This window comes from Variovorax sp. PBL-E5 (genome assembly GCF_901827185.1).
Lineage (GTDB): Bacteria > Pseudomonadota > Gammaproteobacteria > Burkholderiales > Burkholderiaceae_C > Variovorax.
This window is the reverse complement of sequence record NZ_LR594671.1, coordinates 2,203,141-2,216,348: the sequence shown is the minus strand read 5'-3', so window position 1 is coordinate 2,216,348 and position 13,208 is coordinate 2,203,141. Positions and strand designations below refer to the sequence as shown.

Here is a 13,208-nt window from a genome sequence, read left to right as displayed (position 1 = left end):
GGGTGCAGAAGGCGATCCTAGCTTTGCAGTTTTGCGCAAGCAATAGACAAATACGCACCCGCGATCTGCATAATTGCAACGCATGGACTGGGACAACCTGCGCTTCTTCCTCGAGCTCGCGCGCTCGGGCACCCTGATGAGCGCGTCGCGCCGGCTCGCGGTCGATCACACGACGGTCGCGCGCCGCATCCAGGCCCTCGAAAAGGAGGTCGGTACGCCGCTCTTCTCCCGTGAAGCCGATGGGCATCGGCTGACCGAAGCCGGCCGCCGGCTGCAGCCACAGGCGGAGGCCATGGAAAGCGCCTTCCGCACCGTCGAGAGCGCGACGCCGGCTTCGCACGAGGGGCTGTCGGGGCTGGTGCGCATCGGCACCACCGAGGGCCTCGGCACGGTGGTGCTGGCGCCGCAGCTCGCGCTGTTCGCGCAGGCGCACCCCAAACTCGTGATCGACCTGCTCGCGATGCCGCGGCTGGTGCACCTTTCGCGCCGCGAGGCCGACATCGTGATCTCGCTCGAACGGCCGGCCCGCGGGCCGGTGGTGGTGACCAAGCTCACCGACTACACGCTGCGGCTCTATGCGTCGGCGCGCTATCTGGCGGCGCACCCGCGCATCGCCACGCGCGAGGATCTGCGCGGCCACACCTTCATCAGCTACGTGGACGACCTGCTCTTCAGCAAGGAGCTGCAATTCCTCGACGAGCTGTACCGGCCCGATTCGTTCGCCCTGCGCAGCACCAGCATCCTGGCGCAGCACCGAGCCACGGCGGCGGGCGCAGGCATCGCGGTGCTGCCGGCCTTCATCGCCGAGAGCGACAAGTCGCTGCGCCGCGTGCTGCCCGAAGAAGCCAACTTCACGCGCACCTTCTGGATGTCGGTGCCGGCCGAAACGAAGCACCTCGCTCGGATGCAGGCCACCTGGAACTTCCTGCGCGAGACGGTGGAGGCACAGCGCGCGCTGCTGCTGCCGGCGTCGGCGAGGTCATTGCCATCGGCGTCCAGGCAGCGCCGCCCGAAGGCGACTGAAACAGCGCCGTCCAAGGCGTGATCGGTCGGAGAGAGCCTCGCCGTTGGCCCGTCGTTGGCTCTCTGAACCTCTATGCACCGAGGCTCGAAAGGAGAACACTGCCACCCAGGTCAAGCATGCTGCCCACTCCGGCGCGGCGGCTGCGCCCCCCGATATCGTTTCCGTCCTGCGCTCATGCACGTCATCGATCATTCCACCCTGCCTCGGCTGCACGGAGTCGGCCGCCGGCGGTTTGCAGCCGCCAGCCGACAACTGGGCTCGGGCTTCGAACTCTGGATCGAAACACTCGACGTCAACGCGCGCGCGGACCTGGAGCCGCAACACAGCGATCGCGTGGTGCTGGTGCTGGCAGGGTACGGCAATCTCCATCTGGAGAGCGGCCCGCAACGCTTCCATGCGCCTTGCAGTCTGATCCTGCCTTCGGGTGCCGAATGCCAGCTGGTGAACATCGGCGCCGAACCGATGGAATACGTGATGGCCTTCGCGAGTCCGCCGCTGGCCCCGTCCGCGCAGCCCATGCCCGATCGCTGAGCCCAGCGCTCGCCGATACCGGGTGCCCCCGTATTGGCCCACGGCGGATGTGCCGCTTGGCTCCTCTGGGCGATGTGCAATTCAGCGCCGCCGCGAATACTTCATCCATGCGCACCAGCGCCCATCGACCGGAGTATCACGTGAGCCACGCCGCCGCCATTTCGATCCAGGATTCGGGTTTCGTACCGGTGCCTCGTGCGACCGCGCCCGCGAAGCTGGTCTCGCCGGACGCAGCCGCGAAGCGCAGCCCGCTGGGCCTTTCCATCACGGCACTCCCGCAGAGGCTGTCGCGCCGAACCCGGGTCGTCTCGATCGGACTGCTGATGGTGGCCACGAGTTTCGGCCTGTCGATGCTGATCGTCGCCATCGGCTCACTCTGAGACGCATCGCGCGCCCCGCAACTCAAGGCCACACAGGCGGATCACTTCCCGGCGGCATCGAAGGACGCGGCCATGCGGCCGGCGTACGCGACAGCTGGGCGCTGTGACGCATTGCACGCAATTCACCGAATCCCGAGGTCGAGGTCTCGAGCCAGGGCGCGAAGTCGGGCCGCGCCACCGCGAGTCCGTGCGGCACCCGGCCCAGGCCGCGCAACCAGTGCCCCGTCTGCGCGAGGGAGACCTGCACGTGCCAGCTGCCGCCTTCGCGCAATTGACGCCACAGCGCCGCCGACGCACCCATTGCGATCAGGTAGCCGGTCGCCTGGTCGAGGATCTGCATGGGCAAGGGACGGGGCTTGCCGTCGCCCGCGGCTTCGCCTTCGGCATGATTGAAACCCATCGCGGTCTGCACCAGCGAATCGAATCCGCGCCGCCCGGTCCAGGGCCCCTCGGTGCCGTAAGCCGTAAGGGACACGCAGACGATCCCCGGCCGTGCCCGCGCCAACGCCTCGGGACCGAAGCCGCGCGCCGCGAGGCCACCCGGCCGATAGCCCTGGACGAAGACATGCGCCTCGCGCAGCAGCCCCGCCAGCGCGTCGCGGCCCTCCTGGGTTTCGAGGTCCGCATGCGCCGACAGCTTGCCGCGGCTGGTGTCGGCGATCGACACGATATTGGGAAGCCTGGGCGAATTGATCAGCATCACGTCCGCACCGTAGGCCGCCAATGCGCGCCCGCCCACCGGACCGGCCAGGATGCGGGTGAGGTCGAGCACGCGCACGCCGGACAACGGCCGTGCCTGCGGCCCGAGCGCGGGCAGGATCTGCGGCGGCGCATCACCGATGCGCTCGATACGAAACAGCGGCAGCGATGCCACCGCGCGGCCCTGGGCCGTGGCATCCCATTGGTCGAAGCTGCGCAGCGCGGTGGCGACCATCCCGGCGGCCGCTGCCGCATCCTCGAAGTCGAGTGCGCGCCAATGGCGCATCGCGGTCTCGGCGTCGGCCCGCCGGGCGGCGGCCGGGTCGAGGCCCAGCAAGCGCAGCGCACCATCGCGATGGTGCGCAAAATTGGCATGGACGCGCACCGCGCCATCCGTACAGCGATAGAGCCCCGAGAACGCGTCCCACGGATTGGGTGCCTGGCCATCGATGCTGAACCAGCCCACGCATTCGAGCGCGGCATGCAGCATGTCGACGCCGACCTCCTGCCGCGGCGCACCCCGCGTGTGGCCCAACTCGCAGGCGGCCAGCGCAGCCGCGGCGATGGTGCTCTGCGCGGCCGTGCCGACGGCGAACGACGAGGGCAGCACCGGCTCCGAGCCGCTCAGCCGGGCATGCGCCAGCGCTTCGGGCGGCAAGCCAGCCTGCCGCCAGATCCCGTCCAGCGCCTGCATCGCGTCCATCGTCAGGGCCGCCTCGCGGTCAATGGATCAGCTTGGTCCCGGTCTTGGCCTGCAGCGCCTCGAAACTCACGCCCGGCGCCATCTCGACCACCTTCAGGCCCTCGGGCACGACGTCGAGCACGGCGAGGTCGGTGATGATGCGGTCGACCACGCCGACGCCGGTCAGCGGCAGCGTGCATTGCTCGAGGATCTTCAGGTCCTCGGTGCCGTCCTTCTTCTTCGCCACGTGTTCCATCAGGATGATCACGCGCTTGACGCCGGCGACCAGGTCCATCGCGCCGCCCATGCCCTTGACCATCTTGCCGGGGATCATCCAGTTGGCCAGATCGCCCTTGCTGCTGACCTGCATCGCACCGAGGATCGAGAGGTTGATCTTGCCGCCGCGGATCATCGCGAAGCTGTCGTGGCTGCCGAAGATCGCCGATCCGGGAATGGTGGTCACGGTCTGCTTGCCGGCGTTGATCAGGTCGGCGTCGACCTGGTCTTCGGTCGGGAACGGACCGATGCCGAGCATGCCGTTCTCGCTTTGCAGCCAGACCTCCTTGTCGCCGACGAAATTCGCGACCAGCGTCGGGATGCCGATGCCGAGGTTGACGTAGAAACCGTCTTCGAGTTCTTGCGCGGCGCGGGCCGCCATCTGGTCCTGGGTCCAGGGCATGTCAGGCTCCTTTTTTGTTGACCGGCACCTTCGGCACCGGGACTTCGCTGCCGACCGCGGCTTGCGCGATGGCGGCCTGTGCCTCGACCTTGGCGGCCGCGGCATCGACTGGCGCTGCGGCACTCACGGTGCGTTTCTCGATGCGCTTTTCCGGCGTGCTGTTGAGCACGATGCGGTGCACGTAGATGCCCGGCAGATGAATGTCGTCCGGCGCGAGTTCGCCGACCTCGACGATCTTCTCGACCTCGACGATGCAGATCTTGCCCGCCATCGCCGCGGCCGGATTGAAATTGCGCGCCGTGAGACGAAAGCGCAGATTGCCCGACCTGTCGGCCACGTCGGCCTTGACCAGCGCCACGTCGGGCACCAGCGAGCGTTCCATCACGTAGGTCTCGCCGTCGAACTCGCGCAGTTCCTTGCCTTCGGCCACCTGCGTGCCGACGCCGGTCTTGGTGAAGAAGGCCGGGATGCCGGCACCGCCGGCGCGAAGCTTCTCGGCCAGCGTGCCCTGCGGCGTGAATTCGAGCTCGAGTTCGCCGGCGAGGAACTGGCGTTCGAACTCCTTGTTCTCGCCGACGTAGCTCGCGATCATCCGCTTGATCTGGCGCGTGCCGAGCAGCTTGCCGAGGCCGAAGCCGTCGACGCCCGCGTTGTTCGAGATGCAGGTGAGGTTCTTCACGCCCGAGTCGTGCAGCGCGTCGATCAGCGCCTCGGGAATGCCGCACAGGCCGAAGCCGCCGACGGCAAGCGTCTGGCCGTCGGCCACGACGCCCTTGAGCGCCGCGTCGGCGGAGGGGTAGATCTTGTTCGCCATGTTTCCTCGTTCGGTTGGTTGGGTGGATGCAGAGTCAGGACGATACTACGTATAAACATACGTAGTATTTCGTAATGGCGACACCCGACCCCGGCGCGGCCCTCATCGACTACCGGCTTGCCTTCGAGCATGCGCCGGTGGGCATGGTGGTCTCGCGCTATCGCACCATCGTCGATTGCAACGCGCGCCTGTGCGAGATGTTCGGTGCCGCCCGCGATGCGCTGATCGGCCAGTCGTTCCGCGTGCTGTACCCGAGCGTCGCCGAATTCGAGCGCATCGGCAAGCGCATGGAGCCGATCCTCAATGCCAACGGCCGCTATGCCGACAGCCGCATGATGCAGCGCGTCGGCAACCTGCACGGCGCCTTCGCCGGCGAAACCTTCTGGTGCCATGTGAGCGGCCAGGCGCTCAACCGCGCGGCGCCGCACGAAGCCGGCATCTGGATCTTCGAGGACCTCGGCTCGCGCCGCAGCGCCAAGGCCGAGCTCACGCCGCGCGAACGCGAAGTGGCGGCGCAGGTGATGCAGGGCCTGACCTCCAAGGAGATCGGCCGCGCGCTGGCGATCAGCCATCGCACCGTCGAACTCCACCGTGCTCGCCTGATGCGCAAATATGCGGCCGCGACGACCGCCGAGCTGGTGCAGAAATTGATTGCAGGATGAGCCAATGACCCTTGACGCCGACCCGCCCAAACCGCATCACCGCGCCCGTGGCTTCCAGAACAACTACACCGAGTTCAAGACCAAGAGCCTGTCCGAACTGCTGCGCTGGCGCCGGCAGGCCGCACGCGCCGGCCTGCCACGACCGCCGCTCGTGCCAACGCCGCGGATGACGCCGGACCTGGAATGGCTGCATGCCAATGCCGGGGCCGGCGCGCGGATGGCGCCCGCGGTGACCTGGATCGGTCATGCCACGGTCCTCGCGCAGGTGGGCGGACTCACCGTGCTGACCGATCCGATGTTCTCGCAACGTGCATCGCCGGTGCAGTTCGCCGGACCGAAGCGGCATGTGCCGCCGGGCATCGCACTGTCCGATCTGCCGCACGTGGACTTGGTGCTGATCTCGCACAACCACTACGACCATCTCGATACGGGCTCGGTCGCGGCATTGAACCAGCAGGCCGGCGGGCCGCCGCTGTTCGTCGTGCCGCTCGGCCTCGCGTCATGGATGGCGGCGCACGGCATCGCCCATGCGGTGGAGCTGGACTGGTGGGATCGGCATCCGGTGCCGACGCCGCACGGCGAAGTCGAAGTGACACTGGTGCCGGCGCAGCACTGGTCCTCGCGCAGCCCGCGCGATGCGCTGGCCACGCTGTGGGGCGGCTTCGCCGTGCTCGCGCCCGAGTGCCATCTGTTCTTCGCCGGCGACACCGGCTATTCGCGCGATTTCGGCGACATCCGCCGGCACTTCGAAGACCGGCAGTCCGCGGCCCGAGGCGGTGGCTTCGACATCGCGCTGATTCCCATCGGCGCCTACGCACCGCGCTGGTTCATGCGGGAGCAGCATGTGGACGTCGAGGAAGCGCTGCAGATCCATGCGGACCTCGGCGTCAAGCGCTCGCTCGGGATCCACTGGGGCACCTTCGAGCTGACCGACGAATCGCTCGACGAGCCACCGCGCCGGCTGGCCGCCGTGCGCGGCGAGCGGGGCCTGCCGGACGACAGCTTCTTCGTGCTGCCGATCGGCGGGACGCGCACGATCGCGCCGCGCGAGAAGGCCTGAAGCCGCGCGACCGGCCGCCTGCCTGTCAGCGCGCCTTGCGGAAGGTCAGGTTGATGCGGCACGCGCCCATGAACGGATGCCACGCATCCTTCAACGGCAGCACGCCGTGATGGTGCAGCCGCGCCGGCCCGCCCCACACCACGACATCGCCGTGGCCGAGCGGAATGCGCTGCGTGGTGTCGGCCCGCTTCGCACCGCCGAACAGGAACACCGCGGGAATGCCGAGCGACACCGAGACGATGGCCTGCCGCAGATCGCGCTCATCGCGGTCCTGATGCAGGGACAGCCGCGTGCCGGGTTCGTAGCGGTTGATCAGGCAGGCGTCGGGCGCGAAGCCTTCGAAGCCGGCCGCGGCGGCGGCCTGGGTCGCGAGCTGCATGAACGAGGCCGGAAGCGGCGGCCAGGGCCGGCCGCTGTCGGGGTCGATGGCGTCGTAGCGATAGCCCGTGCGATCCGACACCCAGCCCAGCGCGCCGCAGTTGCTCATCGCCACCGACATGCGAAAGCCGCCGGGCGTGACGAGGTGACGCAGCGGCGCCTCGGCGATGACCCGCATCAAGTCCGCGTACAGGGTCGTCGCATGCGGTCCTGCGAACCCGCGCAGCAGCACCGCGCCGGGCTCGATCGGCACGGTGCCCTGGAACTCGACAGGCGATTCGAACAGGTCAGGTGTCAAAGCATTCATCGCAAAGAACTACGACATCCCTTTCGGGAAACACCGCGGACCCGGCTCCGCCGGGCCGCAGGTGTTGCCCCAGGCAGGGGGTTGGCGGTCACACGAAGTAGGCAAGCTTGGGGGCGAGTTTCATTCAGCGTCGTGAAAGATGATGCCGGCGGTGTGCCGCAAGCCCGATCGCACACAACTCACGCCATGCCGCAGATTGACGCGGTAGACCCCGCGCGTGCCCTGCACCGGCCGGTGGTGCACCGCGATCACCGCCGCATCGCCCTGCCGCAGCGGCAGCACCATGGGACGCGATTGCATGCGCGGCCGCTGCTCGGTCAGCATGAACTCACCGCCGCCGAAATCGCGGCCGGGCTCGGACAGCAGGATCACCAGCTGCAACGGAAACACATGCTCGCCATACAGGTCCTGGTGCAGGCAGTTGTAGTCGCCGGTCTCGTACTGCAGCAGCAGCGGTGTCGGGCGCAGTTGCCCCGCCGCGTGGCAGCGCGCGATGAAGTCGGCATGTCGCTCCGGATAGCGGACGTCGATGCGCATGAGCTCGTTCCATCGGTTGGCGATCGGCACCAGCCGCGGATAGATCGCCTCGCGAAGTCCGGCCACGAGGCCAGGCAAGGGATAGGCGAAGTACTTGTACTCGCCCCGGCCGAAGCCGTGCCGCGCCATCAGCACGCGGCTGCGAAAGCGCGCGTCTTGTGCATAGAGCGCGGCAAGCGACGCGCATTCGGACGGCGACAGCAGGCCTTCGATCACGGCGTTGCCTTCCGCATCGAGATCGTCGCCGACGCGCATCCAGTCGATCGCATCGACACGCTGTTCGACGTCGTTCGCCGTCGTATGGCGCGCGACCGGCATGCCCATGTCCCGCGCGTTCATGCGCCCTTGGCCTCCCGCTGCAGCAACGCGCTCTTGCGCTCCACGCCCCAGCGGTAGCCCGACAGATGGCCGTCGCTGCGCACCACGCGATGGCACGGAATCGCCACCGCCAGATGATTGGCACCGCAGGCCTGCGCCACCGCGCGCACCGACTTCGGCGCGCCGATGCGCCGCGCCACGTCGGCATAGCTCGCCGTGCTGCCCGCGGGGATCTCGCGCAGTGCCTGCCACACCCGCTGCTGGAAGGCCGTGCCGCGCACGTCGAGCGGCAGATCGAGCCCCAGACCGGGCGCCTCGACGAAGCCCACCACCCGGGCGACCAGCTGCTCGAAGCGCGCGTCGCCGCCGAGAAGCCGGGCCTGCGGAAACTGGTCCTGCAGATCGCGCACCAGCGCCTCGGGGTCGTCGCCGAGCGCGATCGCGCACACGCCGCGTTCGCTTTGCGCGACCAGGATCGCGCCGAGCGCGCATTCGCCGATGGCGAAGCGGATGTCGGTGCCCGCGCCGCCCGCGCGCCAGGTGGTGGGCGTCATGCCCAGCACCTCATTCGAGTTTTCGTAGAAGCGGCCGTTGGAGTTGTAGCCGGCGTCGTAGATCGCACCGGTCACCGTCTCGCTGCGCCCGAGCTCACGGCGCACGCGCCGGGCACGGTGCGCCGCTGCATAGGCCTTGGGCGTGAGGCCCGTGATGTCCTTGAAGACCCGGTGCACGTGATAGCTGCTGAGGCCCGCGCGCTCTGCCAGCGCATCGAGCGTCGGCGGCTGGTCGGCACCTTCGATGAAGCGGCACAGTTCGGCCACCATGGCCGCATGCTGTTCGGCCAGTGCGGGCTGATCCGGCTTGCAGCGCTTGCAGGGACGAAAGCCCGCGCGCTCGGCTTCCGCAGCGGTGGCGTGGAAGGCCACGTTCTCGGGCCGTGCCGGCCGCGCCGCGCAGGAAGGCCGGCAGTACACGCCGGTGGTGCGCACCGAATAGAAGAAGCGGCCGTCGGCAGCCGGGTCACGCGCCGCAACGGCCGCCCAGCGTGGATCGCTCACCGTGGCGAGGGCACGCATTTCGTTGAGACTATTCATGTTCATCTTGCATCCTTGAAGGGGTCGATGGCGTCACTTTAGGGATGACCTGCCGTCGGCGCACTCCGGGTCTTGCTTTCGAATTCAGTCATCGGCCTACGGGACACACTGCAAGGGCTCGCTACCATTCTGGGCAATGATCGATCGTCGCTCACTTCTTTTCGCCGGTGGCGCCTCCGCGGCGCTTGCCGCCCTCGGCATTCCCCTGAATGCGCTCGCAGCGGCCGGACTCCAGCTCGGCGAGCCCCGGCCCTTTTCCTTCGAACGTCTTGTGGCGCGCGCGAAGTCGCTGGCCGGCAGGCCCTACGTGGCCGACAACTCCTTGCCTGCGGACGTGCTGCAGCAGATCGACTACGACGCGCACGGCAAGATCAAGTTCAACACCGACAACGCGCTGTTCCGCGAGGGGCCGGGCGCCTTTCCGGTCACCTTCTTCCATCTGGGCCGCTATTTCCAGACGCCGGTCCACATGCACGTGCTCGAGATGGCGAGCGGCGATGGTTTCGCGCGCGAGATCGTCTACGACGCTTCGTACTTCAGCATGCCGGCCGACAGCCCCGCGCGCAAGCTGCCCGACGGCGCCGGCTTTGCCGGCTTTCGTCTGCAGGAGAGCCGGCTGGGCGATCAGAAGAAGCTGCCCTGGGAAACGAACGACTGGGTCGCCTTCCTCGGCGCCTCGTATTTCCGCGCCATCGGCGAGCTCTACCAGTACGGCCTGTCGGCGCGCGGCATCGCGCTCGATGCCGCGATGCCCGATCGGCCGGAGGAGTTTCCGAGCTTCACCCGCTTCTACTTCGAGCCGCCGAGTTCGGATTCGTCCGCGATGACGGTCTATGCACTGCTCGAAGGGCCGAGCATCACCGGTGCCTACAAGTTCGTCATGCAGCGCGGCCGTGCGGTGCTGATGGACATCGACGCGCGCCTCTTCCTGCGGCGCGATGTCGGCCGGTTCGGACTGGTGCCGCTGACGTCGATGTACTGGTACTCCGAAACGGTCAAGCCCACCGGCATCGACTGGCGCCCCGAGGTGCACGACTCGGATGGCCTGGCGATGTGGAACGGCGCCGGCGAGCGCATCTGGCGCCCGCTCAACAATCCCACCCAGACCCGCGCCTCTTCCTTTGCCGACAAGAGTCCGCACGGCTTCGGCCTGCTGCAGCGCGATCGCGTCTTCGACCACTACCAGGACGGCGTCGGCTACGAGAAGCGCCCGAGCCTGTGGGTGGAGCCGATCGGCGACTGGGGCGAAGGCGCGGTGCAGCTCATCGAAATACCGACCGATGACGAGATCCACGACAACATCCTCGCCTGCTGGGTGCCCAAGGCGCCGGCCACGGCGGGCAGCAGCTACAGCCTCAAGTACCGGCTGCATTGGGCGGCGGACGAGCCCTTCCCTTCGCCGCTCGCACGCTGCGTCGCGACGCGCCTTGGGCGCGGTGGCCAGCCCGGCCAGCCGCGGCCGCAGGGCGTGCGCAAGTTCATGGTCGAGTTCATCGGCAAGCCGCTCGAAGCCATTCCCTTCGGCGTCAAGCCCGAGCTCGTGCTGACCGCATCGCGCGGCAAGTTCTCGTACATCTTTTCGGAAGCGGTACCCGACGGCATGGCGGGTCATTGGCGCGCGCAATTCGACTTCGCGGCCGAGGGCAACGATCCGGTCGACATGCGCCTGTTCCTGAAGCTCGGCGATCAGCCGCTGACGGAGACATGGCTGTACCAATATCAGCCGTTCTGAGCGGTTCGACCCGCAACTTCACGCGGAGGGCGCAGGCGCCTTGCGTCAAGATAACGAATTGGGCCTGTCGTAAGCTAGATTCTTTACAAAAGACCGTATTGGGACTTTTCTGGGATCTCTTATCACTTGCAATAAGAGACCCAAATAGGTTCATAATTGGCAATACCATAAATCTATAGGCCTAAATAGGTCTTTTATGGACTCTCTCCCGATTCGATCCAAATCCATCAGGAGCACCCGTGCCAAGCTATCAAACGACAGCCGACCTCGAAGCAAGCCTTGGCGCCAGTCTGCGCGCGCTGCGCCTCGATCAGAACATCGACCAGAAGACTGTCGCCGAACGTGCGGGCGTCAGCCTGCACGCGCTCAAGAATCTCGAGGGCGGCCTGGGTTCGAGCATCAGGACGCTGGTTTCCGTGCTGCGCGCGCTCGGCCGTGAGGACTGGCTCAAGACCATCGCGCCGGTCGCCACCATCAATCCGCTCACGCTGACCCGGGCCGCCGCGCCACGGCAGCGTGCGACGACGCGCAAACCTGCGCCGACCTGAGCCATGGCCACCCGCAAGCCGAGGACCACCGGCTACAAGCACGTCGACAGCGTCGAGATCCACCTGTGGGGCGAGCGCGTCGGCGTCGTTGCACTCGATCCGGGCTACGGCTTCTACGCCTTCCGCTACACGCCGCAGTTCCAGGCCGGCCGCATCGAGCCTTCGCCCCTGCAGATGCCGCTGGCCGCCGACCGGACCTTCCTGTTCACGGACCTGCCCGTGGAAACCTACAAGCGCCTGCCGGCCATGCTCAACGACGCGCTGCCCGACGACTTCGGCAACGCGCTCATCAACCGCTGGATGGCCGACCGCGGCATCTCGCCGCAGGACATCACGGCCCTGGACCGGCTCGCCTACATGAACAACCGCGCGATGGGCGCGCTCCAGTTCAAGCCGGCGCGCGGCCCGGCGACCCAGAAGCCGATGGCGATCCAGTTGAGCCGGCTGGTCGTCGAGGCGCGCAAGGCGGTCGCCGGTTCGCTCGAGAACGACGACCATGCCAACGCCGCGTTGCGCAGCATCATCGAGGTCGGTACCTCCGCCGGCGGTGCCCGCGCCAAGGCTGTGATCGCCTGGAATCGCGAGAGCGAGGAAATCCGCGCCGGCCAGCTCGAGGCGCCGCCCGGATTCGAGCACTGGCTGCTCAAGTTCGACGGCATGGGGATGGACAACGAACTCGGCACCTCCCAGGGCTATGGCCGCATCGAGTACGCCTACCACCTCATGGCCCGGGAAGCCGGCATCGACATGACCGAATGCCGCCTCCTGCAAGAGAACGGCCGCGCCCACTTCATGACGCGCCGCTTCGACCGCGAGGATGCGGACGTGCGCCACCACATGCAGACGCTGTGCGCGATGGCCCACCTGGACTACAAGAAGAAGGGCACGAACTCCTACGCCCAGCTGTTCGACACGATGAACAGGCTCGGCCTCCCCTACGAGGACAAGGAGGAAGCCTTCCGGCGCATGGTCTTCAATGTCATGGGCCGCAACTGCGACGACCACACGAAGAACTTCTCGTTCCGGCTTCGCCAGGGCCATCCCTGGGAGCTTTCACCGGCCTACGACCTCAACTTCGCGCACAACCCGAAGGGCGAGTGGACCTCCCAGCACCTCATGGCCGTCAACGGCAAGTTCAAGGACTTCACCGAGGACGACCTGCTGGCGGAAGCCGAGCGCTTCGGCATCGGCACGGCACCGCGCGTCATCGACCGGGTCCGCTCGGCGATCGGGGCATGGCGTTCCTTCGCCGCCCAGGCGCAGGTCGGCGCCGAACAGGTCGAGCAGATCGGCAGCCTGCTGCTGCCGCTGAAATAGGCCGGCTCAGCGCCCCTTGACCGAGATCAGCTCGACCTCGAAATTCAACGTCGCATTGGGCGGAATCACGCCGCCTGCACCGCGCGCGCCGTAGGCGATCGAAGGCGGGCAGGTCAGCCTGGCCTTGCCGCCCGGCTTCATCTTCTGCACGCCCTCGGTCCAGCACGGGATCACGCCGCTGAGCGGGAACTCGATCGGCTCGCCACGCTGGTAGGAGCTGTCGAATTCCTTGCCGCTGTCGGGAAAGGTGCCGCGGTAGTGAACCTTGACGGTGTCGGCGGCGGTGGGCGAGGCGCCGGTGCCCTCCTTCAGCGACTGGTAGACGAGCCCGCTCGGGGTGGTGACGGGCGCACTCTGGGCCCAGGCAGCAGGCAAGACGCAGAAGGACACGAGGGCCGCACAGAAGAAGGATCGCACGAGATTTCCTGAATGAATGAAAAACAGGC

15 protein-coding genes are annotated in these 13,208 nt (G+C 67.5%); 8 read left to right on the top strand and 7 right to left on the bottom strand.

Going from position 1 to position 13,208, the window contains the following annotated elements:
• The first annotated feature begins 82 nt into the window (after positions 1–82).
• From WDLP6_RS10845 to WDLP6_RS10835, 3 genes are all read left to right on the top strand, one after another.
• Positions 83–1,045, top strand: a complete 963-nt coding sequence (locus tag WDLP6_RS10845; protein WP_162592339.1) for a LysR family transcriptional regulator — start codon at positions 83–85, stop codon at positions 1,043–1,045.
• Between the two features lie 153 nt (positions 1,046–1,198).
• Entirely contained in the window at positions 1,199–1,555 is a 357-nt protein-coding gene (locus tag WDLP6_RS10840) for a cupin domain-containing protein (protein ID WP_162592338.1), read from the top strand.
• Between the two features lie 107 nt (positions 1,556–1,662).
• On the top strand, positions 1,663–1,935 hold the full coding sequence (locus tag WDLP6_RS10835; RefSeq protein WP_162592337.1) for a hypothetical protein: 273 nt from the start codon (positions 1,663–1,665) through the stop codon (positions 1,933–1,935).
• 22 nt (positions 1,936–1,957) lie between these two features.
• Here WDLP6_RS10835 and WDLP6_RS10830 read toward each other — a convergent pair whose 3' ends face one another.
• From WDLP6_RS10830 to WDLP6_RS10820, 3 genes are read right to left on the bottom strand one after another with little or no spacing between them, the layout of a single operon-like run.
• Positions 1,958–3,337, bottom strand: coding sequence for a CoA transferase (locus WDLP6_RS10830; RefSeq protein ID WP_162592336.1), 1,380 nt, complete (start codon positions 3,335–3,337; stop codon positions 1,958–1,960).
• 19 nt (positions 3,338–3,356) lie between these two features.
• Entirely contained in the window at positions 3,357–3,995 is a 639-nt protein-coding gene (locus WDLP6_RS10825; RefSeq protein WP_162592335.1) for a 3-oxoacid CoA-transferase subunit B, read from the bottom strand.
• Position 3,996: 1 nt separating this feature from the next.
• The gene (locus WDLP6_RS10820) at positions 3,997–4,809 is read right to left on the bottom strand and encodes a CoA transferase subunit A (RefSeq protein WP_162592334.1); all 813 of its coding nucleotides are present in this window, start codon (positions 4,807–4,809) and stop codon (positions 3,997–3,999) included.
• A gap of 74 nt (positions 4,810–4,883) precedes the next feature.
• Here WDLP6_RS10820 and WDLP6_RS10815 point away from each other — a divergent pair, with 74 nt between their 5' ends.
• Positions 4,884–5,471: a LuxR C-terminal-related transcriptional regulator gene (locus WDLP6_RS10815; protein ID WP_162592333.1), complete on the top strand. Its 588-nt coding sequence runs from the start codon at positions 4,884–4,886 to the stop codon at positions 5,469–5,471.
• A gap of 4 nt (positions 5,472–5,475) precedes the next feature.
• Positions 5,476–6,531, top strand: coding sequence for an MBL fold metallo-hydrolase (locus WDLP6_RS10810; protein WP_162592332.1), 1,056 nt, complete (start codon positions 5,476–5,478; stop codon positions 6,529–6,531).
• Between the two features lie 25 nt (positions 6,532–6,556).
• On the opposite strand, the gene alkB is transcribed toward WDLP6_RS10810, so the two are convergent.
• The 3 genes from alkB to ada all read right to left on the bottom strand — a co-directional run bounded on the left by alkB (position 6,557) and on the right by ada (position 9,165).
• Entirely contained in the window at positions 6,557–7,207 is a 651-nt protein-coding gene (alkB, locus tag WDLP6_RS10805) for a DNA oxidative demethylase AlkB (RefSeq protein WP_443083453.1), read from the bottom strand.
• A 129-nt stretch (positions 7,208–7,336) separates the two neighbouring features.
• A complete protein-coding gene (locus WDLP6_RS10800) occupies positions 7,337–8,077 on the bottom strand; it encodes a 2OG-Fe(II) oxygenase (protein ID WP_162595051.1) in 741 nt (246 codons plus the stop codon).
• A gap of 11 nt (positions 8,078–8,088) precedes the next feature.
• Positions 8,089–9,165, bottom strand: a complete 1,077-nt coding sequence (gene ada, locus WDLP6_RS10795) for a bifunctional DNA-binding transcriptional regulator/O6-methylguanine-DNA methyltransferase Ada (protein WP_162592330.1) — start codon at positions 9,163–9,165, stop codon at positions 8,089–8,091.
• Positions 9,166–9,301: 136 nt separating this feature from the next.
• On the opposite strand from ada, the gene WDLP6_RS10790 reads away from it, so the two are divergent.
• The 3 genes from WDLP6_RS10790 to WDLP6_RS10780 all read left to right on the top strand — a co-directional run bounded on the left by WDLP6_RS10790 (position 9,302) and on the right by WDLP6_RS10780 (position 12,762).
• Positions 9,302–10,897: a glucan biosynthesis protein gene (locus WDLP6_RS10790; protein ID WP_162592329.1), complete on the top strand. Its 1,596-nt coding sequence runs from the start codon at positions 9,302–9,304 to the stop codon at positions 10,895–10,897.
• A gap of 239 nt (positions 10,898–11,136) precedes the next feature.
• Complete coding sequence (locus WDLP6_RS10785) at positions 11,137–11,445, top strand: helix-turn-helix domain-containing protein (protein ID WP_162592328.1); 309 nt, start codon at positions 11,137–11,139, stop codon at positions 11,443–11,445.
• A gap of 3 nt (positions 11,446–11,448) precedes the next feature.
• Positions 11,449–12,762: a type II toxin-antitoxin system HipA family toxin gene (locus WDLP6_RS10780; RefSeq protein ID WP_162592327.1), complete on the top strand. Its 1,314-nt coding sequence runs from the start codon at positions 11,449–11,451 to the stop codon at positions 12,760–12,762.
• 6 nt (positions 12,763–12,768) lie between these two features.
• Here WDLP6_RS10780 and WDLP6_RS10775 read toward each other — a convergent pair whose 3' ends face one another.
• Complete coding sequence (locus WDLP6_RS10775) at positions 12,769–13,152, bottom strand: FKBP-type peptidyl-prolyl cis-trans isomerase (RefSeq protein ID WP_443083452.1); 384 nt, start codon at positions 13,150–13,152, stop codon at positions 12,769–12,771.
• Between the last annotated feature and the right edge of the window lie 56 nt (positions 13,153–13,208).

Excerpts from the sequence above, each read along its gene's own strand:
- ada (WP_162592330.1), bottom strand. The coding sequence starts at position 9,165 with ATGAATAGTCTCAACGAAATGCGTGCCCTCGCCACGGTGAGCGATCCA.
- WDLP6_RS10840 (WP_162592338.1), top strand. The coding sequence starts at position 1,199 with ATGCACGTCATCGATCATTCCACCCTGCCTCGGCTGCACGGAGTCGGC.
- WDLP6_RS10830 (WP_162592336.1), bottom strand. The coding sequence starts at position 3,337 with ATGGACGCGATGCAGGCGCTGGACGGGATCTGGCGGCAGGCTGGCTTG.
- WDLP6_RS10845 (WP_162592339.1), top strand. The coding sequence starts at position 83 with ATGGACTGGGACAACCTGCGCTTCTTCCTCGAGCTCGCGCGCTCGGGC.
- WDLP6_RS10835 (WP_162592337.1), top strand. The coding sequence starts at position 1,663 with ATGCGCACCAGCGCCCATCGACCGGAGTATCACGTGAGCCACGCCGCC.
- WDLP6_RS10790 (WP_162592329.1), top strand. The coding sequence starts at position 9,302 with ATGATCGATCGTCGCTCACTTCTTTTCGCCGGTGGCGCCTCCGCGGCG.
- WDLP6_RS10780 (WP_162592327.1), top strand. The coding sequence starts at position 11,449 with ATGGCCACCCGCAAGCCGAGGACCACCGGCTACAAGCACGTCGACAGC.
- WDLP6_RS10800 (WP_162595051.1), bottom strand. The coding sequence starts at position 8,077 with ATGGGCATGCCGGTCGCGCGCCATACGACGGCGAACGACGTCGAACAG.
- WDLP6_RS10820 (WP_162592334.1), bottom strand. The coding sequence starts at position 4,809 with ATGGCGAACAAGATCTACCCCTCCGCCGACGCGGCGCTCAAGGGCGTC.
- WDLP6_RS10810 (WP_162592332.1), top strand. The coding sequence starts at position 5,476 with ATGACCCTTGACGCCGACCCGCCCAAACCGCATCACCGCGCCCGTGGC.
- WDLP6_RS10815 (WP_162592333.1), top strand. The coding sequence starts at position 4,884 with ATGGCGACACCCGACCCCGGCGCGGCCCTCATCGACTACCGGCTTGCC.
- WDLP6_RS10825 (WP_162592335.1), bottom strand. The coding sequence starts at position 3,995 with ATGCCCTGGACCCAGGACCAGATGGCGGCCCGCGCCGCGCAAGAACTC.